Origin of the sequence: Streptomyces sp. NPDC017991 (assembly GCF_044328075.1) — a bacterium.
Classification (GTDB): Bacteria; Actinomycetota; Actinomycetes; order Streptomycetales; family Streptomycetaceae; genus Streptomyces.
This window is the reverse complement of record NZ_JBIRGP010000001.1, coordinates 349,160-369,608: the sequence shown is the minus strand read 5'-3', so window position 1 is coordinate 369,608 and position 20,449 is coordinate 349,160. Positions and strand designations below refer to the sequence as shown.

Here is a 20,449-nt window from a genome sequence, read left to right as displayed (position 1 = left end):
GCGCGGAACGGCCGACACGGGCATCAACCGATCGGTTGACCCCCGGACCGTCCCGTTGGGCAACAATGGAGGTGTTTACCCAGTTCAGGAGGCTTACGTGCGGTCCGATCAGAGCGGTTCGCCCCCGGATCCGCGTCATGGCGACGCGGTTCCCGCCGGCGATCCGGACGAGCGCAGACTGGCACTGGTCATGCATGTCGTCTTCTTCGTGCTGCTGGCCACCTCCCTGACCCGTTTCGTCCAGCGCCACGCCGAGGAGCCACGCGCTCCCTGGGTGGTCGGCCTGGCCGTCGTACTGGCGGTCCTCTACGCGATCGACACCGTCGTGACCGGCGGGACACCCCCGTCGCGCGACCCGGGTTCATGGCCACCCGCGCCACGATTGATCCGGCTGGGAGCGGTCGTCGCCACCTGGGCGGTGCTCGTCGTCGGCGCGCCGAGTCTCGCGTGGGTGGCGGTGCCCTTGTTCTACGCCGCGCTGCGCGCCCTGCCGCCCGTCGCCGCGTACCTCCTCGTCGCGTTCCTCACGTTCCTCGTCGTCTCCGCGCAGCTCGCGCTGGCGCCGCGGTTCAGCCTCGACCTGGTCGTCGGCCCAGCGGCCGTCGCCACCCTCGCCACCGCGGTCTTCGTGCACATGCGGCGGCAGGCGGTCCGACAGCGCGCTCTCATCGACGACCTGATCGGCACCCGCCGGGAACTGGCCGCCACCGAGCGCCGCGCGGGCGTCCTCGCCGAGCGCCAGCGGCTGTCCATGGAGATCCACGACACCCTCGCCCAGGGGCTGTCGAGCCAGCAGATGCTGCTCCAGGCCGCCCTGCGGACCTGGGACACCGACCCGGCCAAGGCCCGCGAGCACGTCCGTACCGCCACGTCCGTCACCGAGCACAACCTCGCCGAGGCGCGCCGTTTCGTGCACGACCTGGCGCCTGCCGACCTCGCCAGTGGCGGCGGCCTCGAAGCGGCGCTGCGCACGCTCGCGGCGCGCGAGTCCGGCGCCGGGCTGGGTGTCCGCGTACACATCGACGGTGACGGCGGTGGCGGCGGCGGAGGTACGGTCCCACTGCCCGACCGCGCGCAGTCCGCGCTCCTGCGGATCGCCCAGGGCGCACTGGCCAACGTCCGGGAGCACTCGGGCGCCACGGCCACCGCGCTCACGCTCACCCGGCTCGACGATCAGGTGGTCCTCGACGTCGCCGACAACGGGCGCGGCTTCGACCCCGCCGCCGTCTCGGATGCTCCGTCCGGCGAGCGCGGACACGGGATCCGGGCGATGCGGGCCCGGGTACGGCAGCTCGGCGGCACCCTGACCATCGAGTCCACGCCGGGGGAGGGCGCCGTACTGACCGCCACCGTCCCGGTCGCCCCGCACACCGAGGAGACACCGCGATGACCGACCTGCCTGTACGCCTCCTGGTCTGCGACGACCACGCCGTCGTACGCGCCGGGCTGCTCGCCCTGCTCGACAGCGAACCCGACATCGAGGTGGTGGGCCAGGCGGGCACCGGCGAGGAGGCGCTCGCGCTGGCCGCGCGGCTCAGTCCCGACGTGGTGCTGATGGACCTGCAGCTCGGCGAGGGCATGGACGGCGTGGCGGCGACCCGCCGTCTGACCAGTGGTTCGGCCGCCCCGCACGTCCTGGTCCTGACCACGTACGACACCGACGCGGACATCACCCGGGCGATCGAGGCCGGAGCGACGGGTTACCTGCTGAAGGCCGAGCGGCCGGAGGAGCTGTTCGCCGCGATCCGTGCGGCGGCGCGGGGGCGTACGACGCTGTCGGCGCCCGTCGCCGGCCGGGTCATGGCCAATCTGCGGGCGCCGCGGGCCGCGCTGACCGATCGCGAGCGGGACATCCTCGGGCAGCTGGCCCACGGGCTCGGCAACCGGGACATCGCTCGGGCGCTGTTCATCAGCGAGGCGACGGTGAAGACGCATCTGGGGCGCATCTACGAGAAGCTCGGCGTCGATACGCGGGCGGGCGCGGTGTCCGTCGCGAAGGAGCGCCGCGTTCTCCCGTGACCGGGGGGACCGACCGACCGCCTGCCGCCCGCCGACCGGCGACGGCCGGAACAGGGACCTGACCGGCTGTCTTTCGCCTGCGGGCCGACGGTGGCTGGCCGCGCAGTTCCCCGCGCCCCTGAAGGCTGGGGGGTGATCGGCTGTCTTTTGTCTGTGGGCCGGTGGTGGCTGGTCGCGCAGTTCCCCGCGCCCCTAAGGGCAGGGGGCGTTGTTCAGGGGCGCGGGGAACTGCGCAATCGTGTACGCCTGCCACAACGGGCGGCGCCGTTGGGGGCGGGCACAGCCGGGCCGGAGCCGGCTACGGGGTCTCCGCGTCGACGGACTCCCGGAGCCGCCGGCTGGCCATCACCATGTGCTCGGCCATCGCCCGATCCGCCCCCTCGGGATCCCGCGCCCGCAACGCCCCCAGCACCGCGTCATGCTCACACAACGTCCCACTGACCGTGCCCTCGATGTCACTGACCCGTTCCATCCACACCTGGAGCAACGCCCGGATGCTGTGCAGGATGTCGCTCAGCACACTGTTGCGCGCGATGCGGGCCAGCTCCAGGTGGAAGTCGATGTCGGCATCGATGAAGGCCTTGGCGTCACCCCCGGCCGCCCGCATGTGCTGCAGATGCTCCTCCAGACGTGCCAGGTCCTCGTCCGTCGCGCGCTCCGCGGCCAGCCGGGCCGACACCGCCTCCAGATACGTGCGCACCTCCACCAGATCCTGCGTACGCCGCTGCCCCAGCATCAGCCCCCAGTTGATCGCCCGGGGCAGGAACTCCGACGTTCCCTCGCGCACGTACGAGCCGGAGCCGGGGCGGATCTCGATGATGCCGAGCACGTCCAGCGCGGACAGCGCCCCGCGGACGCTGGAGCGGGCGACGCCGAGCGCCTCGGCGAGCTGGCGCTCGGCGGGCAGCCGGGTGCCGGGCTTGATGTCGCCCGCCGACAGGTGGTCGAGGAGCCGCTTGGCGACCTCGCTGACGGAGGACTCACGCACCACGGGGCGCAGGAGTCGGGCGAGGTCGGGGACGGCCCCGGAGGTCTGATCGTCGGGCTGACTGGTCACGGTCACCAGTCAACCAGATGGGCCGCCCAGCGGGCTGACCAGCCGGTTCCTCCGTGTCAAGGACGTGTCGAAGTCGTGCCGAAGGACGGATTTGTCAAGAGTTGCGAGAGGGTCGAATATGAGACCGTCCTCACATTGGTAAATTGGTGACCAATTTGAGGAGTCGGCATAGCGTGAAACCGTTCCGGTCGGCCACCCCTGCGGCGAGCCGTCCGGCCTGACCCACCCCGGACGGAGCTGTCCGGGCGAGCCGAGGAGTCGCCATGGTTGCCGACACGCCATCCGCGGCAGTCGAAAGAACTGCCATCAAGAAGGTCTCAGTCCGCCTCGTGCCGTTCGTGGCACTGATGTTCTTCGTGAACTACCTGGACCGCACAGCCGTTTCATTCGCCGAGCCGAACGGCATGGGCCAGGACCTGGCGCTCACCGCCGCCCAGTTCGGCTTCGCGTCCGGGATCTTCTTCCTCGGTTACATCGTGCTTGAGGTCCCCAGCAACATGGCCCTGCACCGCTTCGGCGCCCGCCGCTGGCTGGCCCGGATCATGGTGACCTGGGGCATCGTCTCCCTCCTGTTCACCTGGGTGGACAGCACGGGCCAGCTCTACACCCTGCGGTTCCTGCTCGGTGTGGCGGAAGCGGGCTTCTTCCCCGGAGCGATCCTCTTCCTCAGCCAGTGGGTGCCCTCACGGCACCGCACCAAGATCCTCGGGCTCTTCTACCTGGCGCAGCCGCTGACCACCGTCCTCGGCGCCCCGCTGGCGGGCTGGCTCATCGGCCACCACGGTCTGTTCGGCCTTGAGGGCTGGCGCGTGATGTTCCTGTTCGTGTCGGTGCCGGCCATCCTCCTGGGCGTCATCGCGTGGTTCTACCTCATCGACAAGCCCGCCGACGCCAAGTGGCTCACGCCCGCCGAACGCACCTGGCTGACCGAGGAACTCGCCGCGGAGAACGCGCGGAAGACGGGCCACGACGACAAGCACGCCAAGGGCGACCTCAAGAAGGCCTTCACCAACGGCCGTGTCTGGGTACTGGCGATGGTCTACTTCGGCTTCGTCTACGGCCTGTACGCCCTCGCGTTCTTCCTGCCGACGATCATCGACGGCTTCCAGGAGCAGTACGACACCACGTTCAGCGTGATGGACAAGGCCTGGATCACCGCGATCCCGTACCTGCCCGCCGCGATCGTCCTGTTCTTCTGGACGCGCCACGCCACCAAGCACGGCACGCGCGTCTGGCACGTGGCCGGACCCGCCGTGGTCGGCGGTGTCACCATCCCGCTCGCCCTCTACATGGGCTCCCCGACCGCCACGGTCGCGGTCATCACCGTGACCGCGTGTTCCATCTTCGCGGCCCTGCCCGTCTTCTGGTCCGTACCCTCCCGCTTCCTGACCGGAGCCGCGGCAGCCGCCGGTATCGCCCTCATCAACACCGCGGGCAACGTCGCCGGATTCGCGTCCAGTTACATCACCGGCTGGCTCAAGGACTGGACCGGTGACTACTACGTGCCGCTCTACCTGGTCGGCTTCTTCATGCTCCTGTCCGCCGTCCTGATGATCTGGCTCTCCGCCCGGGGCGGCACCGCGGAGCCGGCCCCCGCTGCAGAGAACAAGCCCATGGAGGCCCTTCGATGACCCGGCTCTTCAACGACCCCGCGGCTTTCGCCGACGAGGCCCTCGAAGGTTTCGCCGCCGCCCACCGCGGCTGGGTGCGAACCGTCACCGGAGGCGTCGTCCGCGCCGCCGGGACCCCCGCCGGGCAGGTCGCCGTCGTCGTCGGCGGCGGATCGGGCCACTACCCGGCCTTCTCCGGACTGGTCGGCCGCGGCCTCGCGCACGGCGCCGCCGTCGGGAACGTCTTCGCCTCGCCCTCCGCCCAGCAGATCCGCTCCGTGGCACGGTCCGCCGACGGCGGCGCGGGCGTCCTGCTGATGTACGGCAACTACGCGGGCGACGTACTCCACTTCGGACAGGCCGCCGAACGCCTGGCCGGCGACGGCATCGAGGCCCGTACCTTCGCCGTCACCGACGACATCTCCTCCGCCGCGCCGGAGGAGTCGGCGAAGCGGCGCGGCATCGCGGGCGACCTGCCCGTCTTCAAGGCCGCCGCAGCCGCGGCCGAGGAGGGCCTGCCGCTCGCCGAGGTGCTGCGCGTGGCCGAACACGCCAACGCCCGCACCCGCTCCTTCGGCATCGCCTTCTCCGGCTGCACCCTGCCCGGCGCCGACCACCCCCTGTTCACCGTCCCCGAGGCCCGGATGGCGGTCGGCCTCGGCATCCACGGGGAGCCCGGCATCGGCGAGGAATCCCTGCCGACCGCCGACGAGGCGGCACGGCTCATGGTCGCCAGCCTCCTCAAGGAACTTCCCGAGGGCGTCGACACGCCCGACGGACAGCGCGCCGCCGTGATACTCAACGGCCTGGGCTCGGTCAAGTACGAGGAACTGTTCGTCGTCTACCGCAAGGTCGCCGCCCTGCTCGGCGACGCGGGCGTGGACATCGTCGACCCGGAGGTGGGCGAACTCGTCACCAGCTTCGACATGGCAGGCGTGTCCCTCACGCTGACCTGGCTCGACGACCGACTTGAGCAACTGTGGCGCGCCCCGGCCGACACCCCCGCCTACCGCAAGGGCGCCCCCGTCGCACAGGAGTCGGCGGCCGAGGCAGTGCTCCTCGTCGAGGACATCGACGACACCCGTGTCCCGGACGCCACCGAGGAGTCCCGCGGCTCGGCCGCCCATGTCCTGGCGGCCCTGAACGCCCTGGCCGACACCGTCGACACCCACGCCGACGAACTCGGCCGCATCGACGCGGTGGCCGGGGACGGCGACCACGGCATCGGCATGCGGCGCGGCTCCACCGCCGCCCTGCGGGCAGCCGTCCGCGCCCACGACCTGGGCGCCGGCGCCGGAACCGTCCTGAGCCACGCCGGAGACGCCTGGGCCGACAAGGCGGGCGGCACCTCCGGCGCCCTGTGGGGCACCATCCTGCGCTCTCTCGGTACGCGCCTCGGTGACCAGGACGCCCCGACCGCCACCGCGGTCGCCCGGGGAGCCTCGGACGCCTCCGACGCCGTACGCCGCCTGGGCGGGGCCGAGGTCGGCGACAAGACGATGGTCGACGTCCTCGTACCCTTCGCCGACACCCTCGGCGAGGCCGCGGGCGAGGGCCTGCCGCTCACCGAGTCCTGGCAGCGCGCCGCCCTCGCCGCCGAGAAGGCAGCCGCCGCCACCGCGGACCTGCTGCCCCGCAAGGGCCGCGCCCGGCCGCACGCCGAGAAGTCCCTGGGCACCCCCGACGCGGGCGCCCACTCGCTCGCCCTCATCACCCGCGCCGTACACGGCGTCCTGCCCGACCACCCGCTCGACCAGCACTGAGGAAAGCCGCCATGACCGACAAGCTCCGTATCGTCGTCGGATCCGACGACGCAGGCCACCAGTACAAGGAAGCCCTCAAGCAGGACCTGCTGGGCAGTTCGCTGGTCGCCGAGGTCACCGATGTCGGCGTCGACGCCGACGGACACACCGCCTACCCCAAGGTCGCCATCGCCGCCGCCGAGATGGTCGCCCGCGGCGAGGCCGACCGCGCCCTGCTGGTGTGCGGCACCGGCCTGGGCGTGGCCATCGCGGCCAACAAGGTCAAGGGCATCCGCGCCGTCACCGCCCACGACTCCTTCTCCGTCGAGCGGGCGGTCCTCTCCAACAACGCGCAGATCCTGACCTTCGGCCAGCGCGTCGTCGGCCTCGAACTCGCCCGCCGCCTCGCCGCCGAATGGCTCACCTACCGCTTCGACGAGACGTCCGCGTCCGCGGCGAAGGTGCAGCTCATGTGCGACTACGAGGACGCCACCGAGGCATCCGACGCCGGGGCGGCGGCCTGATGCCCGCCCCGACCCGGCCGCCCCTCCTGCTGGGGGTGAGCCTGAAGATGTACTTCGGCCACCACCAGACGCTCAACTGGGCCCGGAAAATAGCCACCCTGGCCGCCGAGCACCCCGCCGTGACCTCCGGCGAGGCCCGACTCTTCGTCCTGCCGGCCTTCCCGACCCTGATCCCGGCCGCCGGAATCCTCGCGCCGTACGGCATCGCGCTCGGCGCCCAGGACATCGCCACCGAGGACACCGGCCCGTACACCGGCGAGGTCGGCGGCCCCCTCCTCAAGGAGATCGGCTGCCGCTACGCCGAGGTCGGCCACGCAGAACGCCGCCGCCTGTACGGCGAGGGCGACACGGTCGTCGCCGCCAAGACGGCCGCCGCCCTGCGCAACGGCCTCACCCCCGTCCTGTGCATCGGCGAACGCGACCGGGGGACACCCCGGGAAGCGGCCGAACGCACGGTCGCCGAGGCCGCCCGCCTCCTGCACGGCCTGGAAGGCACGGTCGTCCTCGCCTACGAGCCCCAGTGGGCCATCGGCGCACCGGAACCGGCCTCGGCCGAACACATCGCCGCCGTCTGCACAGCCCTGCGCGACTGGCTGAACACCCGCCCCCGGCACGCCGGTTCACAGGTCATCTACGGCGGCAGCGCGGGCCCCGGCCTGCTCACCCGCCTCGCGGGAACGGCGGACGGCCTCTTCCTCGGCCGCTTCGCCCACGACCCGGAGAACGTCCGCGCGATCCTCGACGAGATCAGCGCCCCGGCCGACGCGGCGGTGGCGTGATGGCCCACGGCATCAGTACGTACGCGTACTTCTGGCGCTTCTCCGACCGGGCACCCCGGCCGATGACGCTCCCCGAGATGCTGCGCGACACCGCCCGACTGGGCGGCCAGGTCTTCCAGATCTGCGACTACGCGCCCATCGAGTCGTACGACTCCGCACAGCTGGCAGACGTACGCGCGACCGCGGACGACCTCGGCCTGCGCCTGGAACTCGGCACGCGCGGCGTCCGCCCCGGCCATCTGCTCAAGTACCTCGACATGGCACGGCGGTTGGACGTCACACTGGTCCGCTCCATGCTCAACACGGCGGACCACCGGCCGGACACCACCGAGGCGGTATCCCTCCTCAAGGAGGCGGTGCCCCGCTACGAGGACGCGGGCGTGACCCTCGGCCTGGAGACCTACGAGCAGGTGTCGACCGACGACCTGCTGGCTGTCGTACGCGGGGTCGGCAGCGAGCGGCTCGGTGTCGTCCTGGACCCGGGCAACAGCGTGGCCCGCCTGGAACGCCCCGCGGACGTGGTGGCCGCCACCGCGCCGCACGTGGTGAACATCCACGTCAAGGACTTCGCCTTCACCCGCAGGGACGGCTGGGTCGGCTTCACCTACGCCGGCTGCCCCCTCGGAGAAGGCCTCCTGGACTACGACGCGATGATCGCCGCCGTACGGGCTGCCCGGCCGGACGCGGACGGCGTCAACCAGATCGTGGAGCACTGGCTCCCGTGGTACGACGAGGGCTTCGACGCCACCGCCCGGCTCGAAGACCAGTGGACACAGCACAGCATCAACACCCTTCTGAGGAGCGAGTAATGGCCACCGAGATCCAGACCCAGGTCGACGTCAGGACCGTCGCCGTCATCGGGGCCGCCGGCAAGATGGGCCAGCGTGTCTCCAACAACCTGGTCGAGAGCGACTTCCGGGTGCTCTTCAGCGAGGCCTCGCCCAAGGGCCAGGAGCTGATCCGCGGCCTCGGCCGCGAACTGACCGGGTCCGCCGACGCCGTCGCCGAGGCCGACGTGGTCGTCCTCGCCGTCCCGGACGTCGTCCTCGGCAAGGTCTCCGAGGAACTCGTCCCGCTGATGAGGCCCGGCACGGTAGTGCTCACCCTCGACCCGGCCGCCGCGTACGCGGGTCTGCTGTTCGACCGCGCCGACATCCACTACGCGTGTGCCCACCCCTGCCACCCGTCGGTGTTCCTGGAGCGCACGACGAAGGAGGAGTGGCAGGACACCTTCGGCGGTATCGCCGCCCCGCAGGAGGTCGTCGCCGCGTACGAGGGCGGCGACGAGGCCAAGCAGGAGCTGGCCGACTCGGTCATCCGCGTGATGTACGCGCCCGTGGTCGACGTCCACTGGGTCACCGTCAAGCAGCTCGCCGTCCTGGAGCCGACGCTCGTCGAGACGATCGCCTGCATGGTCGGCGCCCTCCTCACCGAGGCGCTGCACGAGACGGTCCACACCGTCGGCGTCCCGGAGAAGGCGGCCCGCGCGATGCTCCTGGGCCACACCCAGGTCGCCTTGGCCAACACCCTCAAGGGTTCCAACCCGTTCTCGGACGCCTGCCTGATCGCCATGGACTACGGCCGCGAGTCCATCGTGCGCGACGACTGGAAGAAGGTCTTCGAGGACGACGAGCTCGACAAGGTCATCACGCGCATGCTGAAGATCAAGCAGATCAACCGCTGACGCGTCCCGGTCCACCGGAGCCGGTGCCGGCCACCTGACGGGCCCGCACCGGCTCCGGCTCGTCGAGAGCCTGTGTCATATCCGCACGATGCGCCACCGGTTGTCGGCGGTGCCGTCGTCGGGCGACTGGACCGCGAAGGCCCCGGCAGCGGTGGAGCCACCCGCGACGGCGAGCAGTTTGCCGCTGTTGACGTTACGGATCTTGTACGTGCCGTCACCCTGGTCGAGCAGTGTCCACAGGTGGTCCGAGGTGCCGTTGTCCGCCCACTGGAGGACGCTCGCGTCGTCCGCGGTGGACATGTCCCGCACCCCGAGGACCTTGCCGCTGTTGACGTTCCGGATACGGACCGCCGCCCCGTCGTCGATCAACTCCCAGTCGTGGTCGGCGGTGCCGCTGTCGGTCCACTGGAGGGCGAGGCCCCCGTCGGCGGTGGACATGTCCTGGATGCCCAGTACCAGGTTGCTGGCGACGTTGGCGAGGCGCACATACGCGGGGGCGATGCCGCTGGTGTTCCAGTAGACGGTGTAGTTGAAGCCGTGCGCGTCGTGGAAGGGGCCCAGATCCACGGCGGAGCCGTTCGCCGTCGCGGTGAAGGCGAGTGCGCTGCCGCTGCTGCGTGTGATGGTGTCGGTGTCGAGCAGCGGCAGCCCGCCGGGTGTGCTGTCGCCGTAGTCGCCCGCCAGCACGACCGGCCCGTAGGTGACCGCGGCGGTGCTCGCGCTGTCGGGGGCGGGCCGCACGACGACCCGCATGGGCAGACGTACCGTGACGGTGTCGCCGGAGGTCCAGGCCCGGGTCAGGGTGGCGTAGGTGCCGGGGGTGGTGGTGAGGGTTTGCGCCACGCCGTTGACGCTGACCGTGGCGGCGGTGGTCCAGCCGGGAATGCGGATGCGCATCGCCCACGTTCCGGCGGCACTGCCGGTGACCTTGAGCGTGGTCGTGTCGCCGGTCGGGAACGTGGTGGTCTGGGTGACGGTGATACCGCGCTGGGACCAGGTGAGCACCGACGGCACGAACAGGTTCACGGTGAGCGTCGAGCCCCCGTCGTGGAAGTAGACGGAGTCCATCAGCCGGGTGTGCGTCTCCACGCCGGTGCCCTGGCAGCACCAGAAGCTGTTGTAGTCGGTGCTCCAGGTGCCACCGCCCCAGGCCGGACCCACACCGCGCCGGCCGCCCGGATCGAGCGGCGTGAAGTAGGTGACGTGGCCATGGGCGTCGGCCGGGTTCTGCTGGCCAATCATGTGGTTCAGCCATGCCTGCTCGTAGAAGTCGAACAGTTCGGCCCGGTTCGGGGTCACGGCGAACAGGTCCCGGGTGAGCTTGAGCATGTTGTACGTGTTGCAGCTCTCGCAGGTGTCCTGTCTCAGGTACGAGGCGATCGCGTTCGGCGCGCGGAAGTGCTCCGCCTGGCTGTTGCCGCCGATGGCGTAGGTGTGCGTCCCGACGGTCATGTTCCACGCGTTGGTGGCGATGTCCCGGTAGCGGGTGGTGCCGGTGGCCTTGTACTCGCGCAGGGCGCCGATCCACTTGAGGACCTGGGTGTTGGCGTGCAGTCCGTTGAGCTGGTCCGAGTTCGCGGCCAGCGGGGTGAACACCGCGGCGTGGTCGAAGCGTTGGGCGACGGTCAGCCACCGCGCGTCGCCCGTCTGCTGGTAGAGGTCGCACAGCACGTCGTTCATGCCGCCGAACTCCACGCCCAGCATCGTCTGCATCTGCTGACCTGTGAGCCGGCCGGTACGGGTGTCGACCCAGCCTGCCAGGGCGAGCAGCACGTCCCGGGCCTGGGTGCTGCCGAGCAGACGCCACACGTCCAGCAGCCCGGCGAGCGTCTTGTGGATCGTGTAGTACGGCACGTTGCCGTTGCTCAGGGTGCCCTGTTCAAGGGCGGCGAAGTCCGACTCGGGGTAGCCGCAGAGATAGCCGGCGCCGAATCCGGCGGCGCTGTTGTTGGCCTGGCACTTGGCCAGCTCCGCCACCGTACGGACCGCCTTGTCCCGGGCGACCGAGTCCCCGGTGACGGCGTACAACTGCGCCCAGGCGGTGAGGAAGTGCCCCTGGACATGGCTGCGGAAGGGGAAGTCGGGCGCGTCCCAGCCGCCGTTCGCCGCCGCGCCGGCCGTGGAGAGCTTGTGGTTGGCGCGGAAGACGTACAGCAGCCGGTCCACGTCCACGAACCGCAGATAGGCGGCCGTACGGTTCTGGTTGTCCAGCCACCGGCTCGCGGTCAGCCGCACCTGGCCGAAACCGAAGGAGTACGCGGAGACCCCGATGTCGGCACGGGCGGGAGGGACGGCCGCCTGAGCCGGGGAGGCGCCGACGACCGGGCCGGCCGTGGAGGCGGCGACCGTCGCCCCGGCCGCTTGCAGGAGGCGTCGTCTGCTGAGCGAAGAGGACATCTTGCACCTTTTCCGGATGGGTCGATGGGCCGGTGGGGCGGCGGGCGCCGGGATGCGGTACGCGCGGGTGCGGCGCCTCGGCGCTGAAGCGGATTCCGGTTTCTCGCGGGCGGCTCACCCGCGCACACTGTGCGCTGCTGTTCGTCATGTCGAACAATGGTCGACTCTTCGACAAGCACGGATGATAGGCGTGCGGACGACGCCGCCAACACCCTTCGGACCGCGTTTTTCGTCGACGGCCGTCAATTCGCCTCGTGCTGCGGGCACTTCACGCGACACGTCAGCAGACCGTGAGCCGCTCGGCGGCCGACCGGGTAGCCTAGTCGGTCATGAAAGCGGCGATCCGCTCGGCGACCACGACGGTCGGAAGTGCCGGGGTGGCCCGCGGGATGTCGGGGAACACCGATGCGTCGGCGATCCGCAGTCCGGTGACTCCGACGACCCTTCCCTGATGGTCGACGACCGTCATCGGATCGTCGGCGGCGCCCATGGCACACGTACCGGCGGGATGCCAGTAGTGCGAGTGGTGACGCCTGATCCAGTCGTTCATGCCCTCGTCGTCCGGTGGGACCGGCTTGTGCAGGGGAGTGCCGAGGTGGCGGTCCATGCGGGGCAGTACGTTCTCGGCCGTCCAGCGCAGGCCGTGGCGGACACTTTCGAGGTCGGCGCCGGCCGCGTCGCTGAAGAAGCGGGGATCGACGGTCGCCCGTACACCGGAGGCCTGCGACGCGAGCCGTACGGTGCCGCGCGAGCGCGGACGGAGCTGGCTGATGGGCAGGATGCACCGCCAGCCGTACTCCTGCGTCGGATCGGGCTCCACCCACGGATAGACGTGGAGGTCGTACGGTCCGTCGGAGACGGGGGAGCGGAGCTTGGCGATGCTCTGCTCCTGGGGCAGCCAGCCGCCCCCGGAGAACGCGGCCAGATCCTGTCGCAGTTCGGCGGTGCCGGCGAACTCCAGCAGGGCCGCGGGGTGGTCGTGCAGGTTGGCGCCGACTCCCGGACGGTCGCTGACCAGGGCGATGCCCAGGTCCTCCAGGTGGGCCGCGGGCCCGATGCCCGAACGCAGCAGGACCTCCGGACTTCCGTACGCGCCCGCAGCCAGGACCACTTCCCGGGCACCGATCCTGGAGGTCCGGCCGTGCCGGGTGACCTGGACGGACTCGACGGCGCCGTCGAGGAAACGGATCCGCTCGACCAGCGCGTCGGCCGCGACGGTGAGGTTCGGCCGGGCGCGCTGCGCGTCCAGGTAGCCGAACGCGGTGTTGATCCTGGTCAGTTCGCGGACGTTCACGGGCGCGCAGCCCACGCTCTGCGACGCCCCGAGATCGTCGAGGTCGTCCAGGGCCGGTACTCCCGACTGCCGGCAGGCGCGGATGAACTCGCGCTGGAACGGCTGGATCTCCTCCTGGGTGTAGCGGCGGAACCGCAGGAGCTCGGCGGCGGCCGTGAACAGGGGAGCGAGGTCGGCGGCACTCCAGCCCGGACAGCCGGCGGCGGCCCAGGCGTCGTAGTCACCGGCCCAACCGGCGCTCTGACTGCATCCGTTGTGTGCGGAACACCCGCCGATGACCCGTGCGCGGTCGTACGCCAACGGCTGCCCGGCGGCCCCCGCGCCCCGGTATCCCCAGTCGTGTGTCGTGGGCAGTTCGGCCGCGTCGAGAAGCTCCGCGGGCCAGTCGCCGTCGGCGAGCGGGCCGTAGTCGGGGCCGGCTTCCAGGACGAGCACCGTCCGCCCGGCCGCGGCGAGCCGCGCCGCGATGACACAGCCGGCCGTGCCACCGCCGATCACGATGGTGTCTGTCCGCTCCGGCAGCGATCTGACCGAGTTCATCGGGACCTTTCGGGTTCTTCCGTACCGTTGGGAATGTCGTCACGCCTGGAGTCGGGCCCGGCAGCGGCGATCGCGTCGGGAATCGGTTCGCTGAACGCGTGGACCACTCCGAGATAGGCGCTCGCCTGGACGGTCCAGCCGTCACGGTCCGTCCGCCCGGGAATGTCGGGATGCGTGCGCGAACGCAGCAGGTAGCCCACGGACAGGGCCTCGATGGCCCAGATCAGGTCCTCCATGGTGCGGTCGGCCTTCAGGCGGCGGCGCGAGTACCGCAGCAGAATGCCCAGCAGGTGACTCGTCGCGTTGACATAGCGTTCGTTCGCACCGGCCTGTGCGTCCCGCACCATGTCGACCGGTGCCAGCGCCCCCAGTCCGAGGGCCAGGAACAGTTCCGGTGACGCGCTCGTCCACCGGAAGTCGGCCTCGCTGATCTGACGGAAGATCTCCTCGGGCGCTTCCCCGTCGGCGACCAGCTCGAATGCGAGGGCCTGGATCTGTCCTGCTCCGGGCGTGGCGATCTCGTCCATCACATGGCTCATCAGTTCCCGCTGGAAAGCGGCCTGATCCTGCCAGATCTGGTAGAAGGCTCCCGTTGTCAGTTTCTTGTCGTCGGGATTGCGCCGGTTCACCTCGACGAGAACATCGGAGATACGGATGTCCGCGAGGGGATTGTGCCGTTTCGCCGACTCGGGGCGGGTCCGCTCGATGGCGAGGTTCGTCGCCGCGTCGAGCAGCATGGCTCGGGTTTCCTCACGGGGGCGGTGCCGGCGTTGAGGGCGCTTGGGGCCGGTCGACTTCGTGCGCGTCGACTTCGTCGCGCCATCCTTCGGGGTATCCACCATGCGGCCAGCGTACTCCGTATCGCGAGATCGTAAGAATTTTACCATCGGGGTTCGTCGCTTGTTCGGGGCTGTCGGGACCGACCCGGACCTGCGCGTCCGCGTCATGACACGTCGATCCACTCCGAGGTGTCGCGGGCGAAGAAGTCGGTGAGGGTCTCGCGGCGGACCACCTCGCGTGCCTCGCCGTCGGCGCAGAAGACGACCGGTGCCTTGAGCGCCCCGTTGTAGTTGTTCGCCATGGTGTGGCAGTACGCCCCGGTCACGGGTACCGCGATGACATCGCCGACCCGTGGTGAGCGCAGTGTCACGCCGGAACTGATCCGGTCGCCCGACTCGCAGTGCCGTCCCACGATGTCGACGCGTTCACCGCCGCCGACCCTGTCGACCAGGGTGGCCTCGAACCGCTGCCCGTAGAGCGCGACTTCCATGTTGTCCGCCATGCCGCCGTCCACGGCGACGGTGACGCGGTCACCTCGTTTGACGTTGACCACGCGGTACAAGGTCACCCCGGAGCGGGCCACCAGACTGCGCCCCGGTTCGATCATCAGCCGCGAGGAACCCGGCAGATGGCGCCGGGCGGTGTCGGTGATCGCGCCGATCCACTCCTCCGGTTCGGGCGGGTGGTCGGTGTAGGTGTAGCGCGCTCCCAGGCCGCCACCGAGGTTGTAGGTCTCGAACTCCCCGAGACCGGCGAGGGCCCGGACCGCGGCCGAGAACGGTTCCACGTCGAGGATCTGGCTGCCGACGTGCGTGTGCACGCCGGCCATGCGCAGCTTCGCACTGGCACGTATGCGCTCGACGGCTCGCGGCACCTGGTCCAGGGGGAGTCCGAACTTGGATCCCTTCTGCCCGGTGGCCACCGCCTCGTAGGTGTCCGCACGGACCTCGGGCAGCACGCGCACGAGGACGTCCTGGCGGCCGGCCACCGCGTGCTCCACCGCGCGTTCCAGGCGGTCGATGTCGTCGAAGTTGTCCACCACGACCAGGCCGACGCCGGCGGCCACCGCCATCTCGATCTCGGCACCGGTCTTCGCGTTGCCGTGCAGGACCAGGTTCCGGCCCTGGACACCCCCGCGGAGGGCGGCGGCCAGCTCACCCAGCCCGGCCACGTCCACGCCGATCCCCGCCTGCGCCATCAGTCTGTACGCGGCCACGCACGGGAAGGACTTGGAGGCGAACACGAGCCGCGAGTCGGGCCAACCGGCGCTCAGCGCCTGCTGGTAACGCCGGATCCGGGCGCGCAGGCCCGCCTCGTCGACGACGTAGGCGGGGGTCGAGAACCTATCGGCGACCTCGGACAGGGCGACGCCGCCGACGGTCAGGCCGCGGTCCGCCTCGACGGTCGTCCCCTCGGGGAACAGCTCCAGGATGTCGGGGTTCACGCCCATGCGAGCATCACGTGCTTGATCCGGGTGTAGGCCTCCAGCCCGTACAGGGACAGGTCCTTGCCCTCGCCGGTCTCCTTGAAGCCGCCGTGCGGCATCTCGGCGGCCGTCGTGATGTGGGTGTTCACCCAGGCGATCCCGAAGTCGAGCGCGCCGGTGACACGGAGGGCGCGGCCCACGTCACGCGTCCACACGCTGGACGCGAGGCCCTGGCGTACGCCGTTGGCCAGAGTGATCGCCGTCTGTTCGTCGGTGAAGGTCTGCACGGTCAGCACGGGGCCGAAGATCTCCTCCTGGACGATCTCGTCCGCCTGCTCGACCCCGGTGATGACGGTCGGCTCGAAGAAGAAGCCCGGACCGGCCTCCACCTTCCCGCCGGCGGCTGTCAGGGCGGTGCCGCGTCGGCGTTCGACGAGCCCCGCCACCCGTTCCAGCTGGGCCCGGCTGATCAGTGGGCTCCTGCCGTCCCGGGTGTTCCCCCGGTCCACGCGCGCGAACGACCGGGCGTGGTCGGCCAGGGCCCGTACGAGTTCGTCATGGACGTCGGCGTGCGCCAGTACGCGCGACGGAGCGGTGCAGTCCTGGCCCGCGTTGTAGAAGGCGGCCTCGGCGATCAGCTCCGCGCAGTGGGCCACGTCGGCGTCCTCGAAGACCAGGACGGGGCCGTTGCCGCCCAGTTCGAGGTGTGTGCGGCGCAGGTCGTGGGCGGCGTCACGGACCACCTCGCTCCCGGCGCGGCTCGAACCGGTGAGGGCGACCATGTCCGCGCGCGGATGCCCGGCCACCAGCTTGCCCGTCTCCCGGTCCCCGCAGACGAGGTTCACGCAGCCCGGTGGGAGGTGGTGACCACAGATCTCGGCGAACAGCAGCGCACTGGACGGGGTGGCCGCGTCAGGTTTGAAGACCACCGTGTTGCCCGCCGCCACGGCCGGAGCCAGCTTCCAGACCGCCGTCATCAGCGGGTAGTTCCAGGGGGCGATCGAGGCGATCACACCGACCGGTTCACGGCGGATCATGGAGGTGTGGCCCGCCACGTACTCCGCCGCGGCGCGCCCCTCCAGCATGCGGGCGGCACCCGCGAAGAACCGCAGCTGGTCGATGATGGGCAGCAGTTCCTCGGCCCGGAAGAGATCGGTCGGCTTGCCGGTCTCCCCGCACTCGGCGGCGACGAACTCGTCCGCCCGCGCCTCCATCTCGGCCGCCACGGCGAGCAGCGCTGTCTGGCGTTCCCCGGGAGTGCTGCGTCTCCAGGCCGTGAAGGCCGCGGCCGCCGCGTCGAAGGCGGCGTTCACCTCATCGGTCCGCGAGACCACGGCGGTGCCGCGGACCTGTCCTGTACGCGGATCGGTCAGGGGCGACCGCCCGGCGGCCTCGCTGCGGGCGCCGTTGATGAAGTTGACGACATGGTCGGTCATACGGGAACTCCTGTCGTGCTGCTCGTACTTCGAACACTGGTCGGTACTGCCGCGCACACCGGTCGGTCCTGCGCGCGGAGGCGGCGGCCGGTCACCCGGACCGCGACTCCACCAGCGCGCCGTCCATGTAGACGGCGTCGATCCGGTGGGCCAGGCAGCTGAAGTCGGAGGCGTCGCCGGACACGACGACCAGGTCCGCGCGCTTGCCGGGCTCGATGCTGCCGTACCGGTCCGAGACACCCAGCAGGCGGGCGGCGTCCAGGGTGGCGGCGCGCAGCACCTTCGCGGGGCTCAGGCCGTTGGCCGCCATCAGCTCCAGCTCTTCGAGATTGCGGCCCGGAGCGAGCCCGACCGCGTCGGTGCCCATGGCGATGGTGACGCCCGCGTCGCACGCCTTCTTGAACGAGGCGAGGTGGGTGTCGGCGACCTCGCGGGCCTTGGCGAGTGTGGCGTCGGTCAGCCGGGCGCCGTTGGCCGCCGCCTCCAGCACACTCCTCGGGGCCAGCAGGGTGGGCACGAGGAACGCCTCGTGTTCGAGCAGCAGCTCGATGGCCTCGTCGTCGAGGAAGATTCCGTGCTCGATGGACCGCACTCCCGCACGCAGCGCGTTCTTGATGCCGACGGAGCCCTGGGCGTGGGCCATCACCGGCAGACCCGCCGCCCGTGCCTCGACGACGGCGACGGTCAGTTCGTCGAGACCGAAGTGCGCGTGGTGGGGGTTGTCGCGCGGCGACATGACTCCGCCGGAGGCGGCGACCTTGATGACGTCGGCGCCGGCCCGGATGATCTCGCGGACCGCCTTGCGCATCTCGTCGACGCCGTCGACGACTCCACGGGGCCGCCCGGGATGGGCGATCCTGTTCTCGACGCAGTTCCCGGAGGCCAGCCAGCCGTCCGAATGCCCGCCGGTCTGGCTGAGCATGGAGATGGCGATCTGCAGCCGGGGCCCGTCGATCAGACCGTCCTCCAGCGCGGTCCTGACACCCAGGTCGGCGCCCGCCGCGTCCCTGGCGTGCGTGATCCCGATCCGGCGCAGGGTACGCAGATGCCGGGCGGCCTGGAAGAACGGATAGGAGAACGGGGTCTGCAGCCGGTCCACGGTGTCGATGCTGCCGATCATCACGTGGACGTGGCAGTCGATGAGACCCGGCAGGAGGGACTTCCCTTCCAGGTCCACCTCCACGTCGCCGTCCAGACCGGTCCCGACGTCGACGATCCGGGCACCCTCCACGACCACGTCGCTGTGCCGCGGCTCCGCGCCTGTGCCGTCGGCGACGAGGCCGCCCCGGAACAGGACCCGCCGCGGGCTTGCCGGACGCTCGATCGAACCCATCGTGCTACCTCCGTGTGCCGTGCGAAGTGCTGGTTCCCGACGACTCCGGAGCCGGCCCCGACCCCGGATCCGGGCCGAGGACATCACCGATGTCCATGGCGAGGAGCAGGGAACCGAGGCATTTGCCGTGTGTGTCGAGGCTGAGGCTGCGGGTGACCCCACCGTCCAGCGCGCCTTCGAGGACGAATTTCAGCGCGCCCAGGTGCGGCAGCTCGTACCGCCGGACGTCGCCTTCACCACCTTCGAGGAAGGCGGAGAAATGTCGCTGAACCCTCTCGGCGGTCACGAGTCCCCGCAGGAAGGGGAAGTCCCGTGCGTCGTAGACGATGACGGTGATGTCCGAGATGTTTCCCTTGTCGCCGGACCGGGCGTGGGCGAGTTCGTGCAGGAGCATCTAGACCTCCGCGAACGTGACCGACGGCGTGACGTCGGAGCGGGGCAGGAAGACCGACGCGATGGCTATCCGCTCGGTGACGGAACAGACCACTCCACCGCCGCCGGCGGGGCCGTTGAGCCACATCGCGCTCACCTCGTGCGCGATCCGGCGGGCTTGGTCGGCGGACTCGGTCCGGCCGGCGACACGGACACGGACCTCGTTCAGCCGGTCCGGATCACCCGTGCCGGGACCGGGGCCGAGGCCGCGGCTGACGGAGTCGACCCCGACGAGTTCGTAGCGCGCCGCCCCTGAGGCGATGCCCTGCTTCTCGATCCGCGCTCGCAGGACGTCCAGCGCCAGCCGGGCCCGGGCCAGTGCGTTGGGACCCGCGTAGGAGATCTGGCCCTCCCCGGTGAAGCCGTCGCGATAGCCGACCGAGACCTTCAGGTCGTCCGGGCGCCGTCGGCCACGCGCTCCCCGGACCAGCACGGTGTCGTGGCCGCGCTCGTCGAACCGGACCTCGGAGAAGTCGGCCACCACGTCGGCCGACGGATAGGCGGACGGGTCGTGCACTTCGTAGAGCAACTGTTCCGTGCACGTGGCGGGCGTCACCAGGCCGCCCGACCCCGGCACCTTGCTGATGCTGAAGGTCCCGTCACCGTGCACCTCGGCGATCGGGAAACCCAGATCGGCGAGTGCGGGAACGTCCTTGTAGCCGGGGTCCGCGAAATAGCCGCCCGTGATCTGGGCCCCGCATTCCATCAGGTGCCCCGCACAGGCGCCCTTGGCGATCAGGTTCCAGTCGCTGGTGTCCCAGCCGTATTCATGGACAAGGGGTGCAATATAGAGCGAAGGGTCCGCAACTCGGCCCGTGATCACTACATCGGCGCCCTGGCTCAGAGCGTGGGTGATCCCTTCGCATCCCAGGTAGGCGTGGGCCGACACCACGCGGTCGCCGAGGGAGCCGACGGTTCCCTCACGCTCCAGCAGCGGGAGATCGGGTCGCTCAAGGATGCGATCGAGTACATCGTCGCCCGTCACCACGGCGACCGACAGTCCACGCAGTCCCCTGCCCCGCGCGAGCTCGGTGACGAGCGCGCCCGCCGCCGGCGGATTGGCCGCGCCCATGTTGGTGATGACGCGGATCCCCCGGCGCGCGCACTCCGGCAGGACGGCCGCCATGCGGTCGGGGAGCCAGGGGTTGTATCCGCGGGCGGGGTCGCGGCGCCGCTCCAGTTCTGCCAGCGCGACCGAGCGTTCGGCCAGGCATTCGAAGACGAGGTACTGGATGTCGCCGGACTCGACCAGTTGCACGGCCGGCTCGATGCGGTCGTCGGCGAAACCGGCACCGGAGCCGATGCGCAACGCGCCCCGCTCGCCGCCCGAGGCCTGAAGATTGACCATGTTCGGAGTGTACATACATTTTTTGTAACTGGTAATATTTTTACGAAC

The 20,449-nt window shown here is 70.6% G+C and carries 17 protein-coding genes; 8 read left to right on the top strand and 9 right to left on the bottom strand.

Annotated elements, in window-relative coordinates:
• Positions 1 to 97: 97 nt before the first annotated feature.
• A complete protein-coding gene (locus ACH4DZ_RS01495; protein WP_398284844.1) occupies positions 98 to 1,390 on the top strand; it encodes a sensor histidine kinase in 1,293 nt (430 codons plus the stop codon).
• Positions 1,387 to 2,019: a response regulator gene (locus ACH4DZ_RS01490; RefSeq protein WP_398284843.1), complete on the top strand. Its 633-nt coding sequence runs from the start codon at positions 1,387 to 1,389 to the stop codon at positions 2,017 to 2,019. Before ACH4DZ_RS01495 ends, ACH4DZ_RS01490 begins: the two co-directional genes overlap by 4 nt.
• 298 nt (positions 2,020 to 2,317) lie before the next feature.
• Here the strand turns inward: ACH4DZ_RS01490 and ACH4DZ_RS01485 are convergent, their stop codons facing one another.
• Positions 2,318 to 3,082 (bottom strand): FadR/GntR family transcriptional regulator, encoded by a 765-nt coding sequence (locus ACH4DZ_RS01485; RefSeq protein WP_398284842.1) that lies wholly within the window; start codon positions 3,080 to 3,082, stop codon positions 2,318 to 2,320.
• Between the two features lie 257 nt (positions 3,083 to 3,339).
• Between ACH4DZ_RS01485 and ACH4DZ_RS01480 the strand changes: the two genes are divergently transcribed.
• From ACH4DZ_RS01480 to ACH4DZ_RS01455, 6 genes are read left to right on the top strand one after another with little or no spacing between them, the layout of a single operon-like run.
• The gene (locus ACH4DZ_RS01480; RefSeq protein WP_398284841.1) at positions 3,340 to 4,707 is read left to right on the top strand and encodes an MFS transporter; all 1,368 of its coding nucleotides are present in this window, start codon (positions 3,340 to 3,342) and stop codon (positions 4,705 to 4,707) included.
• Positions 4,704 to 6,449 (top strand): dihydroxyacetone kinase family protein, encoded by a 1,746-nt coding sequence (locus ACH4DZ_RS01475; protein WP_398284840.1) that lies wholly within the window; start codon positions 4,704 to 4,706, stop codon positions 6,447 to 6,449. The genes ACH4DZ_RS01480 and ACH4DZ_RS01475 overlap by 4 nt, the downstream gene beginning before the upstream one ends.
• 11 nt (positions 6,450 to 6,460) lie before the next feature.
• Positions 6,461 to 6,952 (top strand): ribose-5-phosphate isomerase, encoded by a 492-nt coding sequence (locus ACH4DZ_RS01470; RefSeq protein WP_398284839.1) that lies wholly within the window; start codon positions 6,461 to 6,463, stop codon positions 6,950 to 6,952.
• Positions 6,952 to 7,731 carry a triose-phosphate isomerase gene (locus tag ACH4DZ_RS01465; RefSeq protein ID WP_398284838.1) on the top strand — a complete coding sequence of 260 codons (780 nt, stop codon included), beginning with the start codon at positions 6,952 to 6,954 and terminating at the stop codon, positions 7,729 to 7,731. The genes ACH4DZ_RS01470 and ACH4DZ_RS01465 overlap by 1 nt, the downstream gene beginning before the upstream one ends.
• Positions 7,731 to 8,540: a sugar phosphate isomerase/epimerase family protein gene (locus ACH4DZ_RS01460; protein WP_398284837.1), complete on the top strand. Its 810-nt coding sequence runs from the start codon at positions 7,731 to 7,733 to the stop codon at positions 8,538 to 8,540. The genes ACH4DZ_RS01465 and ACH4DZ_RS01460 overlap by 1 nt, the downstream gene beginning before the upstream one ends.
• Positions 8,540 to 9,415, top strand: a complete 876-nt coding sequence (locus ACH4DZ_RS01455) for a phosphogluconate dehydrogenase C-terminal domain-containing protein (RefSeq protein ID WP_398284836.1) — start codon at positions 8,540 to 8,542, stop codon at positions 9,413 to 9,415. The genes ACH4DZ_RS01460 and ACH4DZ_RS01455 overlap by 1 nt, the downstream gene beginning before the upstream one ends.
• Before the next feature lie 75 nt (positions 9,416 to 9,490).
• On the opposite strand, the gene ACH4DZ_RS01450 is transcribed toward ACH4DZ_RS01455, so the two are convergent.
• The 8 genes from ACH4DZ_RS01450 to ACH4DZ_RS01415 all read right to left on the bottom strand — a co-directional run bounded on the left by ACH4DZ_RS01450 (position 9,491) and on the right by ACH4DZ_RS01415 (position 20,401).
• Positions 9,491 to 11,812 carry a beta-L-arabinofuranosidase domain-containing protein gene (locus ACH4DZ_RS01450; protein ID WP_398284835.1) on the bottom strand — a complete coding sequence of 774 codons (2,322 nt, stop codon included), beginning with the start codon at positions 11,810 to 11,812 and terminating at the stop codon, positions 9,491 to 9,493.
• A 319-nt stretch (positions 11,813 to 12,131) separates the two neighbouring features.
• Complete coding sequence (locus ACH4DZ_RS01445) at positions 12,132 to 13,646, bottom strand: GMC family oxidoreductase (RefSeq protein WP_398284834.1); 1,515 nt, start codon at positions 13,644 to 13,646, stop codon at positions 12,132 to 12,134.
• Entirely contained in the window at positions 13,643 to 14,488 is an 846-nt protein-coding gene (locus tag ACH4DZ_RS01440; protein WP_398284833.1) for a hypothetical protein, read from the bottom strand. The genes ACH4DZ_RS01445 and ACH4DZ_RS01440 overlap by 4 nt, the downstream gene beginning before the upstream one ends.
• A 101-nt stretch (positions 14,489 to 14,589) precedes the next feature.
• Positions 14,590 to 15,876: a diaminopimelate decarboxylase gene (lysA, locus tag ACH4DZ_RS01435; protein WP_398284832.1), complete on the bottom strand. Its 1,287-nt coding sequence runs from the start codon at positions 15,874 to 15,876 to the stop codon at positions 14,590 to 14,592.
• Complete coding sequence (locus tag ACH4DZ_RS01430; protein ID WP_398284831.1) at positions 15,867 to 17,288, bottom strand: aldehyde dehydrogenase family protein; 1,422 nt, start codon at positions 17,286 to 17,288, stop codon at positions 15,867 to 15,869. The genes lysA and ACH4DZ_RS01430 overlap by 10 nt, the downstream gene beginning before the upstream one ends.
• A gap of 91 nt (positions 17,289 to 17,379) precedes the next feature.
• Positions 17,380 to 18,621, bottom strand: coding sequence for an amidohydrolase family protein (locus ACH4DZ_RS01425; RefSeq protein WP_398284830.1), 1,242 nt, complete (start codon positions 18,619 to 18,621; stop codon positions 17,380 to 17,382).
• 4 nt (positions 18,622 to 18,625) lie between these two features.
• A complete protein-coding gene (locus tag ACH4DZ_RS01420) occupies positions 18,626 to 19,015 on the bottom strand; it encodes a hypothetical protein (RefSeq protein WP_398284829.1) in 390 nt (129 codons plus the stop codon).
• Positions 19,016 to 20,401 (bottom strand): acyclic terpene utilization AtuA family protein, encoded by a 1,386-nt coding sequence (locus ACH4DZ_RS01415; protein ID WP_398284828.1) that lies wholly within the window; start codon positions 20,399 to 20,401, stop codon positions 19,016 to 19,018.
• Positions 20,402 to 20,449 lie beyond the last annotated feature (48 nt).

Coding starts and splice junctions, on each gene's coding strand:
- ACH4DZ_RS01445 (WP_398284834.1), bottom strand. CDS start 13,646: ATGAACTCGGTCAGATCGCTGCCGGAGCGGACAGACACCATCGTGATC.
- ACH4DZ_RS01460 (WP_398284837.1), top strand. CDS start 7,731: ATGGCCCACGGCATCAGTACGTACGCGTACTTCTGGCGCTTCTCCGAC.
- ACH4DZ_RS01415 (WP_398284828.1), bottom strand. CDS start 20,401: ATGGTCAATCTTCAGGCCTCGGGCGGCGAGCGGGGCGCGTTGCGCATC.
- ACH4DZ_RS01420 (WP_398284829.1), bottom strand. CDS start 19,015: ATGCTCCTGCACGAACTCGCCCACGCCCGGTCCGGCGACAAGGGAAAC.
- lysA (WP_398284832.1), bottom strand. CDS start 15,876: ATGGGCGTGAACCCCGACATCCTGGAGCTGTTCCCCGAGGGGACGACC.
- ACH4DZ_RS01455 (WP_398284836.1), top strand. CDS start 8,540: ATGGCCACCGAGATCCAGACCCAGGTCGACGTCAGGACCGTCGCCGTC.
- ACH4DZ_RS01490 (WP_398284843.1), top strand. CDS start 1,387: ATGACCGACCTGCCTGTACGCCTCCTGGTCTGCGACGACCACGCCGTC.
- ACH4DZ_RS01470 (WP_398284839.1), top strand. CDS start 6,461: ATGACCGACAAGCTCCGTATCGTCGTCGGATCCGACGACGCAGGCCAC.
- ACH4DZ_RS01480 (WP_398284841.1), top strand. CDS start 3,340: ATGGTTGCCGACACGCCATCCGCGGCAGTCGAAAGAACTGCCATCAAG.
- ACH4DZ_RS01450 (WP_398284835.1), bottom strand. CDS start 11,812: ATGTCCTCTTCGCTCAGCAGACGACGCCTCCTGCAAGCGGCCGGGGCG.
- ACH4DZ_RS01440 (WP_398284833.1), bottom strand. CDS start 14,488: ATGGTGGATACCCCGAAGGATGGCGCGACGAAGTCGACGCGCACGAAG.
- ACH4DZ_RS01430 (WP_398284831.1), bottom strand. CDS start 17,288: ATGACCGACCATGTCGTCAACTTCATCAACGGCGCCCGCAGCGAGGCC.
- ACH4DZ_RS01475 (WP_398284840.1), top strand. CDS start 4,704: ATGACCCGGCTCTTCAACGACCCCGCGGCTTTCGCCGACGAGGCCCTC.
- ACH4DZ_RS01465 (WP_398284838.1), top strand. CDS start 6,952: ATGCCCGCCCCGACCCGGCCGCCCCTCCTGCTGGGGGTGAGCCTGAAG.
- ACH4DZ_RS01425 (WP_398284830.1), bottom strand. CDS start 18,621: ATGGGTTCGATCGAGCGTCCGGCAAGCCCGCGGCGGGTCCTGTTCCGG.